The sequence below is a fragment of the Sphingomonas sp. Leaf208 genome (genome assembly GCF_001421415.1).
Taxonomy (GTDB): Bacteria; Pseudomonadota; Alphaproteobacteria; order Sphingomonadales; family Sphingomonadaceae; genus Sphingomonas.
In genome coordinates, this window is the sequence record NZ_LMKH01000036.1 from 160,571 (window position 1) to 179,547 (window position 18,977).

18 protein-coding genes are annotated in these 18,977 nt (G+C 65.4%); 6 read left to right on the forward strand and 12 right to left on the reverse strand.

Annotated elements, in window-relative coordinates:
- Positions 1-11 precede the first annotated feature (11 nt).
- The 5 genes from kdpA to ASE69_RS18300 all read right to left on the reverse strand — a co-directional run bounded on the left by kdpA (position 12) and on the right by ASE69_RS18300 (position 5,592).
- A complete protein-coding gene (gene kdpA / locus ASE69_RS18280; protein ID WP_056489710.1) occupies positions 12-1,715 on the reverse strand; it encodes a potassium-transporting ATPase subunit KdpA in 1,704 nt (567 codons plus the stop codon).
- A gap of 12 nt (positions 1,716-1,727) precedes the next feature.
- Positions 1,728-1,817: a K(+)-transporting ATPase subunit F gene (gene kdpF, locus ASE69_RS18285; protein WP_055875324.1), complete on the reverse strand. Its 90-nt coding sequence runs from the start codon at positions 1,815-1,817 to the stop codon at positions 1,728-1,730.
- A 113-nt stretch (positions 1,818-1,930) separates the two neighbouring features.
- Entirely contained in the window at positions 1,931-2,779 is an 849-nt protein-coding gene (locus ASE69_RS18290) for a TorF family putative porin (protein WP_056490300.1), read from the reverse strand.
- A gap of 294 nt (positions 2,780-3,073) precedes the next feature.
- On the reverse strand, positions 3,074-4,201 hold the full coding sequence (gene nhaA / locus ASE69_RS18295) for a Na+/H+ antiporter NhaA (protein ID WP_235518972.1): 1,128 nt from the start codon (positions 4,199-4,201) through the stop codon (positions 3,074-3,076).
- Positions 4,198-5,592: an FAD/NAD(P)-binding protein gene (locus ASE69_RS18300; protein ID WP_082453251.1), complete on the reverse strand. Its 1,395-nt coding sequence runs from the start codon at positions 5,590-5,592 to the stop codon at positions 4,198-4,200. The genes nhaA and ASE69_RS18300 overlap by 4 nt, the downstream gene beginning before the upstream one ends.
- A gap of 290 nt (positions 5,593-5,882) precedes the next feature.
- Between ASE69_RS18300 and ASE69_RS18305 the strand changes: the two genes are divergently transcribed.
- Positions 5,883-8,177: a TIM-barrel domain-containing protein gene (locus ASE69_RS18305; protein WP_235518995.1), complete on the forward strand. Its 2,295-nt coding sequence runs from the start codon at positions 5,883-5,885 to the stop codon at positions 8,175-8,177.
- Positions 8,178-8,241: 64 nt separating this feature from the next.
- Here the strand turns inward: ASE69_RS18305 and ASE69_RS18310 are convergent, their stop codons facing one another.
- The 3 genes from ASE69_RS18310 to ASE69_RS18320 are packed head-to-tail and all read right to left on the reverse strand — an operon-like array spanning position 8,242 to position 10,145.
- A complete protein-coding gene (locus tag ASE69_RS18310) occupies positions 8,242-8,643 on the reverse strand; it encodes a winged helix DNA-binding protein (RefSeq protein WP_082453232.1) in 402 nt (133 codons plus the stop codon).
- Between the two features lie 19 nt (positions 8,644-8,662).
- Positions 8,663-9,121, reverse strand: a complete 459-nt coding sequence (locus ASE69_RS18315) for a hypothetical protein (RefSeq protein ID WP_132833631.1) — start codon at positions 9,119-9,121, stop codon at positions 8,663-8,665.
- Positions 9,122-9,152: 31 nt separating this feature from the next.
- Entirely contained in the window at positions 9,153-10,145 is a 993-nt protein-coding gene (locus ASE69_RS18320; RefSeq protein ID WP_056489718.1) for a sigma factor-like helix-turn-helix DNA-binding protein, read from the reverse strand.
- Between the two features lie 250 nt (positions 10,146-10,395).
- Here ASE69_RS18320 and ASE69_RS18325 point away from each other — a divergent pair, with 250 nt between their 5' ends.
- Positions 10,396-11,163, forward strand: a complete 768-nt coding sequence (locus ASE69_RS18325) for an alpha/beta hydrolase (RefSeq protein WP_056489719.1) — start codon at positions 10,396-10,398, stop codon at positions 11,161-11,163.
- A gap of 5 nt (positions 11,164-11,168) precedes the next feature.
- On the opposite strand, the gene ASE69_RS18330 is transcribed toward ASE69_RS18325, so the two are convergent.
- The 3 genes from ASE69_RS18330 to groES form a co-directional block, all read right to left on the reverse strand.
- Entirely contained in the window at positions 11,169-11,732 is a 564-nt protein-coding gene (locus ASE69_RS18330; RefSeq protein ID WP_056489721.1) for a Uma2 family endonuclease, read from the reverse strand.
- 197 nt (positions 11,733-11,929) lie between these two features.
- Positions 11,930-13,573 (reverse strand): chaperonin GroEL, encoded by a 1,644-nt coding sequence (gene groL, locus ASE69_RS18335; protein WP_056052034.1) that lies wholly within the window; start codon positions 13,571-13,573, stop codon positions 11,930-11,932.
- 66 nt (positions 13,574-13,639) lie between these two features.
- A complete protein-coding gene (gene groES / locus ASE69_RS18340; RefSeq protein WP_056052039.1) occupies positions 13,640-13,927 on the reverse strand; it encodes a co-chaperone GroES in 288 nt (95 codons plus the stop codon).
- Positions 13,928-14,418: 491 nt separating this feature from the next.
- On the opposite strand from groES, the gene sppA reads away from it, so the two are divergent.
- Positions 14,419-16,374 carry a signal peptide peptidase SppA gene (gene sppA / locus ASE69_RS18345; protein ID WP_082453233.1) on the forward strand — a complete coding sequence of 652 codons (1,956 nt, stop codon included), beginning with the start codon at positions 14,419-14,421 and terminating at the stop codon, positions 16,372-16,374.
- Positions 16,374-16,961, forward strand: coding sequence for a GNAT family N-acetyltransferase (locus ASE69_RS18350; protein ID WP_056489723.1), 588 nt, complete (start codon positions 16,374-16,376; stop codon positions 16,959-16,961). Before sppA ends, ASE69_RS18350 begins: the two co-directional genes overlap by 1 nt.
- Before the next feature lie 314 nt (positions 16,962-17,275).
- Here the strand turns inward: ASE69_RS18350 and ASE69_RS18355 are convergent, their stop codons facing one another.
- Positions 17,276-17,914 carry a trimeric intracellular cation channel family protein gene (locus tag ASE69_RS18355; protein WP_056066054.1) on the reverse strand — a complete coding sequence of 213 codons (639 nt, stop codon included), beginning with the start codon at positions 17,912-17,914 and terminating at the stop codon, positions 17,276-17,278.
- A gap of 196 nt (positions 17,915-18,110) precedes the next feature.
- Between ASE69_RS18355 and ASE69_RS18360 the strand changes: the two genes are divergently transcribed.
- Together ASE69_RS18360 and ASE69_RS18365 are read left to right on the forward strand one after the other, a co-directional pair.
- Entirely contained in the window at positions 18,111-18,416 is a 306-nt protein-coding gene (locus ASE69_RS18360; RefSeq protein ID WP_056489725.1) for a glycine zipper 2TM domain-containing protein, read from the forward strand.
- A gap of 106 nt (positions 18,417-18,522) precedes the next feature.
- Positions 18,523-18,951 (forward strand): OsmC family protein, encoded by a 429-nt coding sequence (locus tag ASE69_RS18365; RefSeq protein WP_056065668.1) that lies wholly within the window; start codon positions 18,523-18,525, stop codon positions 18,949-18,951.
- The last annotated feature ends 26 nt before the right edge of the window (positions 18,952-18,977 follow it).

Genomic DNA, 18,977 nt, shown 5'->3' on the forward strand with positions numbered 1-18,977 from the left:
GGCTTGTCCCGTCAGAAGGTTTTGCCGCTGATCATCGCGAGATGATCGGCGATGGGACCGAGCGCGAGGCTCGGCAGGAAGGTCAGGCCACCGATGATCAGGATGATCCCGACCAGCAGGCCGACCCACAGTGCGCCCGTCGTCGGGAACGAGCCTGAGCTCTCCGGCGTGTACTTCTTGGCCGCGAGACCACCGGCGATGGCGAGCATCGGCACGATGATGAAGAAGCGCCCGAGCCACATCGCGACCCCCAGCAAGCCGTTGTAATACGGCGTGTTGGCGGTGAGCCCGGCAAAGGCCGACCCGTTGTTCCCGACCGCGCTGGTGAAGGCGTAGAGGATTTCGCTGAACCCGTGCGGCCCCTTGTTGAGCGGCCCGGCGAGCCCGTCCGGCAGCACGGCGCTGAGCGCGGTGAAGCCGAGGATCACGAGCGGCAGGATCGCGATCGCCAGCACCGCCAGCTTCACTTCGCGCGCCTCGATCTTCTTGCCGACATATTCTGGCGTGCGGCCGACCATCAGGCCCGCGACGAACACCGCGAGTATGGCGAACAACAGGAAGCCGTAGATGCCTGCACCAACGCCGCCGATGACGACTTCGCCGAGCTGGATGTTGAGCAGCGGGATCATGCCGCCGAGCGCCGTGAAGCTGTCGTGCATGCCGTTGACCGCTCCGCAGGATGCCGCCGTCGTGACGACCGAGAACAAGGCGGACGCGGCGATCCCGAAGCGGACCTCCTTGCCTTCCATGTTGCCGCCAGCGACGCCGATATTGTGGAGGATCGGGTTCCCCGCGGCTTCCTGCCAATAGGTGACGGTGACGCCGGCAAGGAACAGCACGAGCATCGCCGAGAGGATCGCCCAGCCCTGCCTGGTGTTGCCGACGGCCTTGCCAAACGTCCAGGTCAAGCCGAAGCCGATCAGGAAGATCGACAGCATCTGCACGAGGTTGACGAGCGCGGTCGGGTTTTCGAACGGATGCGCCGAGTTCGCGTTGAAGAAGCCGCCACCATTGGTGCCGAGCATCTTGATCGCTTCCTGGCTTGCCACGGGTCCGAGCGTCAGCGTCTGCTTGAGCCCTTCGAGCGTCGTAATGTCGACCGTGCCAGCCATCGTCTGCGGCACGCCGCTGGCGATGTAGAAGATCGTCACGACGACGCAGATCGGCAGCAGCACGTACAGTGTGACGCGCGTCACGTCGGCCCAGAAATTGCCGATCGTCGCACTCGAGCGCCGCGCGAACCCGCGGAACAGCGCGAACGCGAGCGCGATGCCGGTCGCCGCCGACAGGAAGTTGTGGATCGTCAGCCCGAACATCTGGCTGAAGTTCGACATGGTCGATTCGCCGGCATAGCTCTGCCAGTTGGTGTTCGTCGTGAAGCTGATCGCGGTGTTGAACGCGAGATGGGGGCTGAGCCCCGCGAGACCTTGCGGGTTACCCGGCAACACGCCCTGCAGACGCAGCACCGCGTAGGTCAGCGCCATCAGCATCGCGTTGAACAGGATCATGTGCAGCGCGTAACGGCGCCAGCCCTGCTCCGCCTTCGGATCGATGCCGCTGAGCTTGTAGAAGCCGGTCTCGACGGGGCCGAGGATCGCGTGGATCGGCGTGCGGCGGCCTTCGTACAAGGCGAACAGCCACATACCGACGGGTTTGGTCAACGCCAGCAATATGCCGACGAAGCCCAGGATGAGGATCCATCCTTCGAATGTCATGAGGACGCGCTCCTAAAAGCGTTCGGGGCGGATGAGCACCGCCACGAGGTAAAACAGCAGCCCGAGCGCGACGATCGCGGCGAGCCAGAGGTCGAGGGTCATGATGGTGTCCTCATGGGCTCAGGCGTTGTCGCACAGGCGGACATAGGCGAGCGTCGCCGCCACCAGTCCGACCATGAACGCTATCCAGAGTAGATCCTGCATCGGTCGATCCTTCAGAAGGCGGCGGTGAGCGAGGCGACGATCGTGCCGTCGGCGATCGATCCGGTTCCGTCCTGGCCGCGGCTGAAGCTAGGCTGGAGATACGCGGCACTGCGATGCGTGATGTCGGTGTCGACATAGCTCACGTTGAAGGTGAGGTTTCGATACGTAGTGTCCGCACCCAGCGACCAATCCCAGTATTCGCCGGTCGGCGCCGCGCTGGTCGCGTTGGGGCCGAGGCCGTCGTTGCCCCAGCTATGGCCGATATGCGCCTTGGCGGTGATCGGCGTCCCTGCGATCGCGAACGCGCCGTCGCCGGTGAGGTAGAGGTTGTCCTCCTTGTCGCCCGCGTCGGTGTAGACGCCCGCCGCGGCATCGGCGCCGGTGCGATACCATTTGCCAAGCGCCTGCTGCTTCGGCGCGTAGAACGCGCTCGCGGTCAGCGTTGCCGGGCCGGTCGTGCCGCTGAGCTTCACATAGGGCTCGGCATAGTCGGTCTTCGAGGCGCCGCCCGGATACATGTACCAGGTCAGGCCGACGTCGATCGTCGCGTTGCTGGCCAGCTTGTGCTTGTAGCCGCCGATCAGGTCGAGCTCCATGTTCGAGCCGCCGAACGTGCCCCAGCCCGATAGGTTCGAACCCCATGCGCCGACATACACGCCGCTCTGGTGCGCGATCGTCAGCCCGCCTTGGATCGCGCCGTCCTTGTCCGACTGCGACACGCCGCGCAGGCGATAGTCGGTCGCGAGCGTCGCCGAACCGGAGACGGTTACCGGAGACGGCGGCGCGGTGTCCTGTGCGAACACGGGCGTGGCGATACCGCCGAGAAGTCCGGCGGCGGCGGTGAAACGAAGAATGTGCATTGCGGTCCCCATGCGCGCGCCGCCGAAAGGATGGCGGTTCGCGAGGACTGGCAATTAGGCTCCGGCGACGTAGCAATTCGAGATCGATTGCCGGGCCGGAGCATATGTTTCGCGTAGTATTGTCGATATTATCGACGGCTACCGTACTGGCCGAGACGCACCACCCCGGCGGAGGCCGGGGCCCAGGTGGGAAGGTCGCTATGACAGAGCGCACCCGCCAGTGGCAACGTTGCCCAACTGGGCCCCGGCCTTCGCCGGGGTGGTGCCTGCCCAGTGCCGATCAGCAATACCGACTTACTGTGCTGTGCGGCGAAGGATCAGCCAGCCGGCGACGCCCGACAGGATCGAGCCCGCGAACACGCCGACCTTTACCGCGTCCATCGCATGCGGTGCGCCGGCGAAGGCGAGCCCGCCGATGAACAGGCTCATCGTGAAGCCGATCCCGCACAGCACCGCCATGCCGTACACCTGTGTCCAGCTCGCATTCCTGGGAGCCTCGGCCAGCCGGAACGTCACGAGCCCGCGGATCGTCGCGAAGATGCCGATCTGCTTGCCGAGGAACAGCCCCAGCATGATCCCGACCGGCAGAGGCGCGATGACGTCCGCCGCCACCATCCCGCCGAACGCGATGCCCGCATTGGCGAACCCGAACGCCGGCACGATCAGGAAACTCGACCAGGGCTGGAGCGCGTGTTCGAGGCGTTTCAGCGGCGGTTGCCCCTCCCCCGTCCGCAGTGGGATCGTCAACGCGACCGCCACGCCGGCGAGCGTCGCATGCACACCCGACAACAGGACGCCGTACCAGATGCCGACGCCAATCAGCAGATACGGCACCAGCGACCGCACCCCCGACAGGTTCAGGATGACCAGCACGCTTAGCCCGGCGCCCGCCGCAAGCAACGGGAGCAGCGCGATATGGCCGGTGTAGAACAGCGCGATGACGAGGATCGCGAGCAGGTCGTCGATCACCGCGATCGCCGTCAGCAACACTTTCAGCGAGGTCGGTACGCGCGACCCGAGCAGGGCCAGGATGCCGAGCGCGAACGCGATGTCGGTCGCCGCCGGGATCGCCCAGCCGCGCAGATTGGCGGGCGTACCCATGTTGACGAGCACATAAAGACCCGCCGGCACCGCCATGCCCGCGAGCGCCGCCGCACCGGGCATGATGCGCTCACCCCAGGTCGAGAGATGCCCCGAGACGAACTCGCTCTTCACCTCCAACCCGATCAGCAGGAAGAACAGCGCCATCGCGCCGTCGTCGATCCAGTGATGGACGCTCATCCCGCCGACTGCGTGGTGCAGCGTCGCGAAGTAGGTCGGCGCGAGCGGTGAATTTGCGACGATCAGCGCCGCTATCGCCGCGGCGAGCAGCACGATGGCGCCTGCCGCATCGCCCGAGAAAAAGCGCCGGATCGCGGTCAAAGACCTTCGCCGCCAACCCATTGCGCGTTGGACAGGCGGCGCGCAAGATCCCAGCTCTGTACGCGGATATCGGGCACCGCGACCACCTCCCACAGGCCGCCACGAGTCATCGGCCCGATGCAGTGGATGCGGTCGTCGGGCGTCCCATCGGCGCGGATCGCGCGTGACTGCGCATCGACGTCGACGCCGAGCCGAAGCGGATCGGGGCGGATCGCACCTGCCGCGAGCAGGTGCTTCACGAGCGGTTCCTCCGAGCGCAACAGGTCACCCTGCGGCCCGGTGCAATTGACGATCCGCGCGGCGCGCGTGACGACCGGGTCGGTTTCGCCACGTGGCCGCCACGTCAGCTTTGCCTGCGTCCCGTCGGCGTCGGCGGACACGATCTTGCCAGCCGCGAAGGTGAGCCGCCCGGTCGCGACGAGCGCCTCGACCCGGTCCGCCACCGCCGGTGCGAGCCGGTGGCGGTGGACGTCCCAATACGGGCGTAGATGGCGAAGGAAGCGCCCGCGCACCTCCTGCGACGCCGCTGCCCACAGCATCTGCGTGACCGGACGAAGCTCGTCGACGGCGCAACGCCACCCTTCCTGCGCAGCGCGTGCACGAACATGGCGGACGAGGTCGGTCAGCCCACCCTGCGGTTTGTCCGAAACACCGCGATGCGCCGGAGCACCATCGACATGCCGCCGCGGCGACAGCCCGCGTCGCGACATCGCCAGGATGTTTCCGGCGAACCCCTGCGCATCAAGCAGCAACGCCGCGTCGATCGCGGTCAGCCCGGTTCCGACCAGCACGACGGTATCGTCCGCGCCCAGCCCCTCGGCGAGGTCGGCCGCCCAGGGGTCCGCGTAATAGACACCGGTCGGCAGCGCGTCCGGCTTTAACCCCGGCGGTGTGTGCGGTGGCAGGTTGCCGAGCGCGAGCACCGCGGTGTCGGCGGCGATCTTGCGCCCATCCGCCATCGTCAGCGTCACGCCGTCGCCTTCGACCGGATCGATCGCGCAGACCTCGCCCTCGACATGCACCAGCCGGCCGCCCGACTCCGCGATCGCCGCATCGAGCAGTTCGCGCAGATACGCGCCATAGGTGGTGCGCGGGACGAAGGTCTTGCGGTCGCCCTTACCGTGCGCTTCCAGCCAGCGGACGAAGTGATCGGGATCGTCGGGCAGCGCACTCATGTTGCCGGCACGGACGTTCAACAGGTGATCGGGATGCGCGGCACTATACGCGACGCCCCGCGCAAGCTGCCGATCGCGCCGCTCGATCAAGGTCACGCGCGGCCCCTCATGCCGAATCAGATTGACTGCGAACAGCGCGCCCGAAAACCCGCCCCCGACGACGACGACATGATCCTCGGGCCCCGCGATCCGCGGCATCGTCGCTCGGTCGTCCATCTGCTCGCTCACCTTGTTAGACGCTGGACGCCATGCCTGATCGGCAGCGACTAGCCTACCCCCCGAGCGACATCGCCTCCTCCGAACCGGTCACATTTCCCCCTGTCCGTTCGCGCATCCCGAGCCGATTTACGACCATGTGATATCTGGCATTCCGACTGCAAGCCGAGCATGCTTGCGGGTGAACACGGCGCCGCGCGGCCTGAGCTTACGGAAGATACGATACTATGCCGACCCTCCCTTCTGCCGCGCGCCTCCTGTTGATCGGCACGTGCCTGACGTCGACATTCATGATGCAGGCAAAGGCCGATCCGCTCGCGACGCTCGACCGGAACGGAAGCCTTGTCGCGATCGAGCCGTATGCGCCGAACATCGTCCGGGTCACCATTTCACTCGATCGCGCGCTGGCCGACGCGCCACCAGGCGAAGGCCCCGACGCGAAGGCGGACGCGACCGGCTGGACGCATCGCACCGACGCAAGCGGCGACGTGTTCGCCTCCAGCGCGATGGCGTTGACCGTAAAGGCACAGCCCTGGCCCAAGGCACCGTCGCAGATGCAACGCTATTTCGCGCCGTCGCTGCCACCCGTGTCCATCGCCGTGCGCAAGCCCGATGGTTCGGTGATCGCCGAGATGACCGGCTGGGAAATGTCGCCGCAGACCGTCAACGGCGAGAAGACCTTCCGCGTCGGTGCAAGCTTCGCCGTGCAGCCGAACGAGCATTACTACGGGCTCGGCCAGAACCAGGAAGGCGTGCTCGATCTCAAGGGTCGGACGATCGACTGCCGCCATAACTACGACGCGCCGGCGGGCGAAACGGTGTGCGTGCCGTTCATGGTCACCAACAAGGGCTACGGCATCGTCTGGGACAATCCATCGGCGACCACCGTCTCCCCCGGCCTGTCGAACTCGACGCACTGGCAGTCGAACGTCGGCGAGCGCGTGTCGTTCTTCGTCATCACCGGCACCACCACCGACGAACTTTATGCCGGTTATGCCAAGCTGACCGGCGCGACGCCGCTGCCACCGAAAGCCGCATTCGGGCTGATCCAGTCGAAGGCGCGCTACGAGACGCAGGCCGAACTGCTCGGTGTCGCCAGCGGCTACCGGAAGCGCGGTCTGCCGCTCGACGTGATGGTGCTCGACTGGTTCTACTGGACGCGAATGGGCCAACTCGACATCGACCGCACCTATTTCCCCGATCCCAAGGGCATGAACGACACGCTCAAGGGCATGGGGATGCACTCGATCATCAGCGTGTGGCCGCGGTTCGAGAAGGAATCGCGCTATTTCAATTTCCTGGGCACCAAGGGGTGGCTGCTGAAGGACAAGGACGGCGGTGTAGTAGACGGCCTGCCGATCCGTTCGGACCGCGCCGGCGCGCTGCTCGATTCGACCAATCCTGATGCGCGCGGTTGGTTCTGGGACCGGATCCGCGACAATATCGCGAGCCAGGGCTTCGACTGGTTTTGGCTCGACGAGACCGAGCCGGATCTCGTGCCGGACGGCAATTTCTTCTCGATCGGGTCGGGCGACCGGTATCACAACCTCTATCCGCTGGTGCACACCAACAGCGTCGCGGAAGGGTCCGCGCGCGACCGGCCGGACTTCCGCAACCTGATCCTCGCCCGAGCCGCCTATCTTGGGACGCAGCGCAACGGCGCGCTGTTCTGGTCGTCGGACGTGCAGGCGAACTGGGAAACTTTGCACCGCCAGGTTCCTGCAGGGCTCGGCTTTACCGCGACCGGCATGGCGTATTGGGGCAGCGACACCGGCGGCTGGCAGTATCCGAACGGGCCGAAGGCGGAACATGCGCCGTTGCTCGATCCGGCGGGTGCGACCGCGATGTCGCCGAGCTACACCGACTATCCCGAACTGTTCACGCGCTGGTTCGCGTATAACAGCTTCACGCCGACGCTGCGCATTCACGGCCAGCGTCCGGCGACGGCGATATGGGATTATGGTGCGGCGGCCGAACCGGTGCTCGCGGGCTTCCTGAAGCTGCGATATGCGCTGATCCCGTATCTCTATTCGCTCGGCTATCAGACCTACAAGACGGGCGCGCCGTTCATGCGCGCGCTGTTCATGGACTTCCCGAACGACCCCGCCGTCGCGACGATCGGCGACGAATATATGTTCGGCCCGGCCTTCCTGGTAGCACCGGTCACGGAACAGGGCGCCACCAGCCGCAAGGTCTACCTGCCGGCCGGGTCGGAATGGTACGATTATTGGACGGATCAGCGGTTTGCCGGTGGTCAGACGATCGTGGCCGCAGCGCCGATCGACCGCATTCCGCTGTTCGTCCGCGCGGGTTCGATCGTGCCGATGGGCGTGCAAGTGCCCAGCACCGCGACGAAGCAGGCGCTCGAGACGATCAGGGTCTATCCCGGCCGCGACGCGAGCTTCACGCTGTACGACGATGACGGCGTGACCAATGGTTACAAGAAGGGCAGCGGATCTAGCGCTGTTCTTCGTTGGAACGATGCGGCGAAGACATTGACCACGTCCGGCCCCCTGCCGACCCGCCAGGCGGTCAATACGCTGGTGAAGATCGTGACGCCGCGCGATCCGGCGGCAGCACGCTAGGGCCCGACGAAGGGCGGGTTCCGCCTGTTTAAAGGCGACCTGCCCTTCGCGTTCTTCTGCCCGGCTACGCGTCGATCAGGCGACTCAGCAGGTTCGCCATGCGCAATCTACCAAGTGCGGTGAGTTGGACATGCGATCGGCGGCCGTCGCGGGCGTCGCGAATGCGTTCGACCAGGTCGGCATCCTGTAACATCGTCAGATAGCGTAGCGCGGTGGCCGACGGCGCGCGTGCGCCGATGCAGACCGCCGAGACGCTCAGCCGGCGCTGCTCGTGTTCCGAGATGAACAGGTCGAGCAGGATGTCCCAGGCAGGTTCCGAGAACAGTGCATCGCCGAGCATCGCATCCCGGACCTTGCGGAGTTCGTACAGTCGCCGGGCCATATCGACCAGAACGGTATCCGATACGGCGAACGGCGTCGCGCGCTTGGCGATATTAATTGGCGCCATGGCAAGTGCGTAAGTCATAAACGTCTTCCGAATTCGCTTATCGGATCGTGCGGTCCTGACGGCTCCAGTCGAGATCCCAGCCCTGCGCCTGGATCCGCCGCGAATGCCTGACCGTCCCGATCACGAGAAGCAGAACGATGGGATAACTCCAGACGGCAGAGAGGACGGCATAGACGAGCCGGATGACGTCAGGGCTGATCGCCTTGGCCAGATGAGCCCCCGTCCCCAATGCGTGGAGCGCGGTGACCCAGGCTGGCCAGAAGCGATCGGCATGCAACGTGATCATGATCATCACGACAAGCAGGATCAGGTCGACGACCATGACACCGACCTCCATCCCGGCGAACAATACCGGGATGTCGCGCTGGATGACGCTGGTGGAAAGCGCCGCCAGCAACAAGGCCAGGCCCGTCAACCGCTCCGGTGCCCCGCCCCGCAGGAGCGCATAGCCGGACGCGGTCAACTGTATCGCGTAGAACACCCAGACCCGATCCAACTCTTACCTCCGCAGGACCGTAGTCGGTCGTTCAGGCGACCGCGGCCAGATGGACCGGGGCGTCGAAGTCGGTTGCAAGCCGCAGCGCGCCCTCGTTCGGCGGGCATTCCGCGGTATCGCCGTAGCCGTAGAACTGGCCGAGACCGATCTCGGTACGGACGTCGACCAGCGCACGGTGCGCTTCGATGAAGCGCTGCCGGACGGCGACCATCTCGAACGACGCCTGCGATACCATCTGCAACGCGGCGGCGCCGGTGCCGAGCGGCAGGTTCGCAGCGACGCGTTGCTGCATCAGTGTCGCCATGCACGAAGCGGTGAGCATCGCCGCCTTGTCGACCGCGGCCTCTGCTTCGAGAAAGTCATTGGCTACCCTGTCGGCAGCGCGGCGGCGTTCTTTCAACATCGAAATTCCTCCCCTAGGCACCGACGTTGCGGTGCCGTGTACGGGAGCGCTCTGGTCTCGGTTCGATCGTAACAGCGTCGTCAACGTCATCGCCATGTTGACGACCGCCATCGACGTGACGGCAATCAGCCCCATGAGTGCGAGCAGTCGAAATATCCTGTCGCCGATCGAAAACCGGTTGCGCGCCACCCCCGTCGATCCGCTGCCACCGGATAGCCCGAGGAAGCGGCGAACAAACCCCCGCGGCTCGCTCTGATCACTGCTTGCAGGCTTGGAGGGGCCGGGGGGAACGTCGAGTGGTTCGGATGGTAGCCGTTCGTATGCGGCGGCCGGGTCGGACGGTGATGCTGGCTCGGCACGGGCGTCGGGGTAGGACGGAAGGCGGTCGCGGACGAGCAGGGCGTCTTCGGCCCCGCCGCGCTCGTGGTCCTGCAACCGACGGGCCGCCTCGAACCGCGTGCCGACGCCGAGGATCTGGATCGCACGCTCGATCCGCTTGTCGATCGCGGACGGCGATACGCCGACGATCAGCGCGATCTCCTTCGAGTTGTGATGTGTCAGTACGAGCCGGAGACAGGCGCGTTGGGCTTCGGTCAACTGATCGATGCGTCCTGCGGTCATGCCGCGATGGTAGCGGGAACCCATGACGGTTGCACCTTCCGCGTGAGAGCGGAGGAAACTGAATTACAAACCTCTGAATTGGAAAGAATTTCTGGAGCCCAGTCGACGGACAGATCCTAGTATCGGCCCAAATAGAGAGGGTGCGATGATCGATGCTGCGGCAAACGCCAGGCTGGGCCTGCGCGTGGGGGAAAAGCAACGACTGAGGCGGGGCGGATTTCCACTGATTGCGGCGGCAATACTGTCCACGATGCTCACCGGTTGCGTCAATCCGGTTGGCCGTTCGCTGTACCAGCCTGCCCCGCTCGCGGCGACGCCGACATGGACCGGACGGACGCCGAGGCTAGTCGAAGCAATCGCGGCTGACGGAGTTCATTTGCAGGGCTGGTTCTGGCCGCCGGAAACACCGGGCGGCGCGGTGCTGATCTACGTTCCAGGACGCGCGGGCAATCGCGACATCTCGGCGAAGGCAGCGCAGGCCTTCGCGCGTGACGGCCGCGGCGTGCTCGTCGCGTCGTATCGCGGCTATAGGGACAATCCGGGCGTTCCGGACGAACGCGGATTGTACCAGGACGGCCGTGCGTTCGTGGATCTGGCGAAGCGGCTGGTGCCAGGCGGCAAGCGGTTCCTGTTTGGCGACGGACTTGGCGCAGCAGTGGCGCTGCACGTGGCCGCGGATCTATCGACTGGAACGAGCGTCGACGGAGTTGTGACGCTCGGCGCGTTCGACTCTTTCGCGCGGTTCGTGCCCGGCCTGGAGCGTGGCCTATATGCAGCGGCGTTCGACAATGTTGCGGCTATCCGTCGCGTGACGATGCCGGTGCTGCTGATGCACGGCCGCAAGGACGAAGTCGTGCCGTTCGCCGCGGCGGAGCGGTTGCGCGCGGCGGCTGGTGGCAAGGCGTTGGTCGTGCCGATCGATGGCGAGGCGTATCACAGCTTCGACTTGAGCCACATCGCACCGGTGGTGTGGCGTGCGCTGGACCAGATTGCGGCGGACGGGGCGGTGGCCAAGTAGCGAGTTTAGTCGCGAGCGAAGATTTCGGTGTGGGGGATCGTCAGGTTTAGTGACGGCAAGACCACGTCGTGCGGCTGGGCGAACATGTCGTCGCGCCATGTCGTTGGTCCGAGACGCTGGACGACGCGGGTCAGTTCGTTCTCGGGGTCGGCGAAAACGATCGTGTCGACCGATGCGAGTTCGCGGTATTCGGCGAGCTTTGCGCCTTGATCTATTTTCGCGGTCGAGCCGGAGAGGACTTCGAAGATTATCCTGGGGTCGTTGAATACGCGCTGTTCTTCGCGTTCGCGAGTTGCCGGATTGCCGCAGAAGACGCTGACGTCGGGGTAGCGCAGATCGGTGTCATTGACCCGCACACCCATGTCGGAGTTGTACGCTCGGCATCCCGTACCGCGGAGCTCCCCGGCTAGGAATACAAGGATGTTGGTGGCAACCCGAGAATGGGCGGGAGTGCCGCCGGTCATCATGCGGATGACACCGTCGACCAGCTCGAACTTGCGGTCGGTGCCGAAGTCGATTGCGAGGAACTCGTCGACCGTGATCTTCTTGTAGAGGGGATCGTGCCGCATGGGTGTGTTTTACCACTTGTCTGCGGACAAACAAAGGGCCGGGGATTGCTCCCCGGCCCTTTGCTTTGGTCGTCTGTTCGGAACGGAGGACCGGCGAAGCCGGCCCTTTTCGTCGGACGGGATCGGTGGCTTGCGCCGCCGACCCGCCGGCCGTTCTGATTTCGTGTCGGGAGGAGCGTCGCTCCTCCCGTCCGAAATCAGAAGTCCATGCCGCCCATGCCGCCCATGCCGCCGCCGCCCATGGGCATGGCGGGCTTGTCTTCGGCCATTTCGCTCACAGCCGCTTCGGTCGTGATCAGGAGGCCTGCGACCGATGCTGCGTTCTGCAGCGCGGTGCGGACGACCTTGGTCGGATCGATCACGCCGGCTTCCACCAGGTTCTCGTAGGTGTCGGTCGCGGCGTTGAAGCCGATGTTCGAGTCGTTGCCGTCGAGCAGCTTGCCCGAAACAACCGCACCGTCATGACCGGCATTCTGCGCGATCTGGCGAACCAGAGCCGTCAGCGACTTGCGCACGATGTCGATACCGCGCGTCTGGTCGTCGTTCGCACCCTCGAGGCCATCAAGCGCCTTGGTTGCGTACAGCAGAGCCGTACCGCCGCCGGGGACGATGCCTTCTTCGACGGCTGCGCGGGTTGCGTGCAGGGCGTCGTCGACGCGGTCCTTGCGCTCCTTGACTTCGACTTCCGACGAACCACCGACCTTGATCACGGCAACGCCACCGGCAAGCTTGGCGAGACGCTCCTGGAGCTTCTCCTTGTCGTAGTCGCTGGTCGTGTTCTCGATCTGCTGGCGGATCGCTTCGGTGCGGCCCTTGATCGTGTCGTGATCGCCGGCACCGTCGACGATGACGGTGTTGTCCTTGTCGATCGTGACGCGCTTGGCGGTGCCGAGCATGCCGAGCGTAACGGTCTCGAGCTTGATGCCGAGGTCTTCCGAGATCATCTCGCCCTTGGTCAGGATCGCGATGTCCTCGAGCATCGCCTTGCGACGATCGCCGAAGCCCGGTGCCTTGACCGCTGCGACCTTCAGGCCGCCGCGCAGCTTGTTGACGACGAGCGTGGCCAGAGCCTCACCCTCGATGTCCTCGGCGATGATCAGGAGCGGACGACCCGACTGAACGACGGCTTCCAGGATCGGGAGCATCGCCTGCAGGTTCGAGAGCTTCTTCTCGTGGATCAGGATGTAGGGATCCTGAAGCTCGACGGTCATCTTCTCGGGGTTGGTGATGAAGTACGGCGACAGATAGCCGCGATCGAACTGCATGCCCTCGACGACGTCGAGCTCGAATTCGAGACCCTTCGCTTCCTCGACGGTGATCACGCCTTCCTTGCCGACCTTCTCCATGGCTTCGGCGATCTTCTCGCCGACTTCACGGTCGCCATTGGCCGAGATGATGCCGACCTGCGCCACTTCCTTCGAACCCGAAACCGGCTTCGAACGCGCCTTGACGTCCTCGACGACCTTGATCACGGCGAGATCGATGCCGCGCTTTAGGTCCATCGGGTTCATGCCCGCTGCGACCGACTTCATGCCCTCGCGGACGATCGCCTGGGCGAGAACCGTCGCGGTGGTCGTGCCGTCGCCGGCGATGTCGTTGGTCTTCGAGGCCACTTCGCGCAGCATCTGCGCACCCATGTTCTCGAACTTGTCCTTGAGCTCGATCTCCTTGGCGACGGTGACGCCGTCCTTGGTGATGCGCGGTGCGCCGAAGCTCTTGTCGATGACGACGTTGCGGCCCTTGGGACCCAAGGTCACCTTGACCGCGTCGGCGAGGATGTCGACGCCGCGGAGGATGCGTTCACGCGCGTCGCGGCCGAATTTTACGTCCTTGGAAGCCATGTCAGCTGCCCTTTCGTATAAGTTGGAAAGTCACGATAAGGTTACACCAAAGTAACCCGGCAGAAGTCAGCCGACGATCCCGAGGATGTCAGATTCCTTCATGATCAGAAGGTCTTCGCCGTCGACCTTGACCTCGGTGCCTGACCATTTGCCGAACAGGATCTTGTCGCCGGTCTTGACGTCGAGCGGGGTGATCGTGCCGTTCTCGGCGCGAGTGCCGGTGCCGATGGCGACGACTTCGCCTTCCTGCGGCTTTTCCTTGGCGGTATCGGGGATGATGATGCCGCCAGCCGTCTTCTCTTCGGCTTCGAGGCGCTTCACCAGCACGCGATCATGCAACGGACGAAAGTTCATGGGGTCCATGTCCTTTTGGATTGTGACAGATTTCTGGCACTCGAGGTTATCGAGTGCCAACGGACGGCATATGTGCCTCGGGGTGCGGCATGTCAAAGGTTCCGGGCGCGAAATTTTTCGGGCGGGCGTGGTATTCGGGCATCGTGGCTGAGGGGGTGAGCCACCACACTGCCGAGCACTGCCGTTCTCCTGCGCACGCAGGAGTCCAGGGTGACGGAGGGCGGTGCTTGCTATCCTGGGCTCCTGCGTTCGCAGGAGAACAAGGAGAGTTGGGTCCATGCTGCCTTCTGCTCCCCTTCCACTTGCGGGAGGGGTTAGGGGAGGGGCTTTCCGGGCGGGGTGCTTGTGGGACTCCCCTCCCCTAACCCCTCCCGCAAGCGGGAGGGGAACTGCGTGGTGGTTGGGTAGATGTGAGGGCTAGAACGCTTCCTGTGTTGGACGCGTAATACAGGGCATTTACCTGTGCGCCACGTTGCTCTAGCTCTCTTGCCATGACAGATACCGCTGCGCCGTCCTACGCCCCCTCCTATGTCGACCCTGCCCGCCCGCCGCGGCGGAAATGGCGGCTCGTGCGGGGCGTGTGGAAGTTCCTTGTCGCGATCAAGGATGCGCTCGTCCTGATCGCGATGCTGTTGTTCTTCGGGCTGATCTTCGCGGCGCTCAATGCGCGGCAGAGCACGACGGCGATCAAGGACGGCGCGCTGGTGCTCGACCTCAACGGCTCGATCGTCGAGCAGCCGGAGGAGCAAGCCGCGTTCGCAGCACTGTCGGGGCAGAGCCGGACGCGGCAGTTTCGCCTGCGCGACGTGGTGCGCTCGATCGATACCGCGCGTACCGATGCGCGCGTGAAGGTGGTCGTGCTCGATCTCGACAGCTTCGGCGGGGCCTATCCTGCGGCACTCGGCGAGGTCGGCGATGCGCTGGCGCGAGTGCGTGCGAGCGGCAAGCCGGTTCTCGCCTATGCGACCGCGTATACCGATGGCGGCTACCGCCTCGCGGCGAATGCGAGCGAGATCTGGGTCAACACGCTGGGGGGCACGATCTTCATGGGGCCGGGCGGCAACCAGCTCTATTACAAGGGCCTGATCGACAAGCTCGGCGTCAACGCGCACGTCTACCGCGTCGGTCGCTACAAGTCGTTCGTCGAGCCTTACACGCGCGCCGACCAGAGCGAGGACGCGCGCGCCGCCAGCACCGCCCTGTATGGCACGTTGTTCGCGCAGTGGCGTGAGGCCGTCGCGAAAGCACGCCCCAAGGCGCAGATCGCGCAGTTCATGAGCGCGCCCGACAAGGTCATCCTCGCCTCGAACGGCAACATCGCCGAGGCGAACCTGCGCGCGGGCATCGTCGACAAGCTCGGCGATCGCACCAGTTTCGGGCGGCGCGTGGCGGAATATGCCGGCAGCGATGCCACCAAGCCGGCGGGCAACTACACCGCGATCAAATACGACGCGTGGGTGAAAGCCAACCCCCTCCCGACCGCGGGCGATTCGATCGGCGTGCTGACGATCGCCGGCGAGATCGTCGACGGCGAGAGCGGCCCCGGCAAGGCGGCGGGCAAGACGATCGAGAAGGCGGTGCTCGACGGGCTCGCCAAGAAGACGCTGAAGGCGCTGGTGGTACGCGTCGATTCGCCGGGTGGATCGGTGATGGCGTCGGAGCAAATCCGGCTCGCGATCCTCGAAGCCAAGCGGCAGAAGCTGCCCGTCGTCGTGTCGATGGGCGGGCTGGCCGCGAGCGGTGGATACTGGGTGTCGACGCCGGCCGACGTGATCTTTGCCGAACCCGGCACGATCACCGGCTCGATCGGCATCTTCGGCGTGATCCCGACCTTCGAGAACGCGCTCGCCAAGATCGGCGTGACCAGCGACGGCGTGAAAACCACGCCGCTGTCGGGCCAGCCCGACATCACCGGCGGCACCACGCCGATGTTCGACGCGATCGCGCAGGCGGGGATCGAGAACGGCTATCGCCAGTTCGTCTCGCGCGTGGCGGCATCGCGGAAGATGACGCCGGCGCGGGTCGACGAGATCGGCCAGGGCCGCGTCTGGGACGGCGGCACCGCGCGCCAGATTGGGCTCGTCGACCGGTTCGGCACGCTCAAGGACGCGATCGACGAGGCTGCCAAGCGCGCCAAGCTCGATCCGGCGAAGGTGCATGCCGAGTATCTGGAGAAGAAGCCGGGCTTCCTCGCGACGATCGCGCAGGATCTGGGCAATGACGGCGACGACGATGCCGCAGACGGGGCCGGCGGCGGCGATGCGTTCGCACACGTCGCAGCGGACCGACGCCAGATGCTCGCGCGGGCGGTCGGCGACATGAAGCGGCTAGCGACGTCGGGCTCGATCCAGGCGCGCTGCCTCGAGTGCGGCGGAATGGGGCCAACGAGTGCGGGTATCGGCGATGCCAAGCTGCTCGACCTGCTGCTGGCGCGGATCGGGTTCTGATGGCTGTGACCGCAACTGGCAACGGCGGCGGGATCGTCATCCGGGCGGCGGTGCCGGAGGATGCCGCGTCGATCGCAGCGATCTATGCGCCGCACGTGCTGGTGGGCACGGTGTCGTTCGAGACCGAGGCGCCGGATGCGCGACAGATGCGCGCGCGGATGGCGGCGTCGGACGGGCTGTACCCGTGGCTGGTCGCGACGATCGGCTCCGAGGGTGGCGTGCTGGCGTATGCCTATGCGTCCGCGTTCCACAAGCGCGAGGCGTACCGGTTCGCGTGCGAGACGACGATCTATGTCGCGGACGCGGCGCAGCGCCAGGGTGCGGGGCGGCTATTGTACGAGGCGCTGATCGATACGCTGCGGGCTCAGGGGTTCACGCAGGCGATCGGGGCGATCGCGCTGCCGAACGATTCGTCGATCAAGCTGCATGAGGCGGTCGGGTTTCGGCGGGCCGGGGTGTACCGCGAGGTCGGGTACAAGAATGGGCAATGGATCGATGTCGGGCATTGGCAGTGCGAGCTGAACGAACCGGCGGTGCCGCCGGTGGAGCCGAAGCGGTTTGCGGATGTTGGGGTTGTGCGGGGGTAGAGCTTCCGCGCCTCACTATAGAAGGCTCGCGCGAACACTCACACCACCCCGGCGGAGGCCGGGGCCCAATTGGTGAGGTTGTAGTAACGTAGCGCGGTCCGTCGTTAGCAACGTCCCCCAATTGGGCCCCGGCCTTCGCCGGGGTGGTGGCGGTGTTGGGAGGCGCTTTCTCCAATGAGCAGAGATAAGGCCGACGAGTGGTAACTGTCGGTTCAAGCTCAACGGACCGCCCTCTCCTTCTTGTTCTCCCGCGAAGGCGGGAGCCCAGACTGGGTCCCCGCCTTCGCGGGGAAACATAGTAAAGGTCGGCGAAGTTAGCGGCGGCCACCGTACGCAGGCAGCGCTAGATGAAAGCGGATCGCAGCAGCTCTGAGTGTAAACCCTGCACTCGCCGCGATCACCGCCGCCAAAGCCAGCGGCACGCCCAGCAACACCAGCCCGACATAACTCGCCGCCGCCAGCGCTGCTGCCGTCACGTACAGTTCGGGTCGCATTAGGATCGACGGCTCGCCCGCCAGCACGTCGCGGATGATGCCGCCGACGCAGGCGGTCATCACCCCCATCAGCGCCGCGGGCACCGGTGGTACGCCGTAGCCGAGCGCCTTCGCCGCGCCGTACACCGCGTACGCCGCGAGCCCGACCGCGTCGAACCAGCCAAGCGCCTCGTCCTTCCACCATCGCTCGGGCGTCACCCAGATCAGCAGCGCTACGCCCAGGCACACGCTCGCGGCGCGCGCGTCGTGCACCCAGAACACCGGCGCGCCGATCAGCAGGTCGCGCACCGTGCCGCCGCCGACGCCGGTGATCAGCCCGAAGAACACGAGCGTCACGAACGTCTGACCGCGCTTCGCCGCCGCCAGCGCACCCGACGCGGCGAACACCGCAAGCCCGGCCAAGTCGAACCACGGTGCGGCGACGGGGAGGATCTCGACGGGCAAGGGCACGGGCAACATCGCGGCGGCGTAACCGGCCTGCCATCCAGCGTAAAGCGGGACCGCGGAATGATGCCCGTCGGCTGTTGATAGCAACGCCCCGATGCCGGCCGCGAAGATGAACGCCAGCATGAACGCGGTGTTGTTTTTGGTTCATGCAACTGGCGCTATAGCGGCTTCGTTATACCAGCAGATCAATTCACTAGGGAGTTACATCATGCGTAAGTTCGTTTTGGCCATGGGCCTCAGCGCAATGGTCCTGCCGACCGTCCTCGTTCCCGTGTCGGCCGCCGATGCGCGCGATCGTCGCGAATGGCGTGGTCGTGACGGCCGCGTCTACTGCAAGAAGAACAACGGCACGACCGGCACGATCATCGGCGGCGTCGGTGGCGCACTGCTCGGCCGCACGGTCGACACCCGCGGCGACCGCACGGTCGGCACGCTGGGCGGCGCCGTCCTCGGTGGACTCGCCGGTCGCGCGATCGACAAGGGCACGAGCAACAACAACCGTCGTTGCCGCTAACACTCATCGGCTAAATCAATGCCGCTATTTCGGTAGTTGCGCGTTGTGGAAAGGCGTCGTGGGAAACCGCGACGCCTTTTTTCTTGTCCGATAAGGGATCAAAACGATGACCACACGCAGCGGTTCGGCAAAGTATGAAGGCCTCGGCAAGAGCGGCAAGGGCCATGTCTCGACGCAGTCGGGCGTGCTGTCCGACAGCCCGTACGGCTTCAACACGCGGTTCGAGAACGAGCCCGGCACCAATCCCGAAGAGCTGATCGCGGCCGCGCACGCGTCGTGCTTCACGATGGCGCTGAGCTTCGCGCTCGCGGGCAAGGGGTATGAGGCCGGCACGCTCGAGACGTCCGCCAAGGTGACGCTCGACAAGGATGGCGACGGGTTCAAGATCACCAAGTCGGCGCTGACGCTGAACGCGAAGGTCGATGGCATCTCGAAGGAGGAGTTCGAGGCGATCGCCGCGGATGCCAAGGCGAACTGCCCGGTGTCGAAGGTGCTTAACGCCGAGATCACGCTGGAGCACAACCTCGCCGCATAACGGCAGGTAGGTTTCGCAATCAGGAG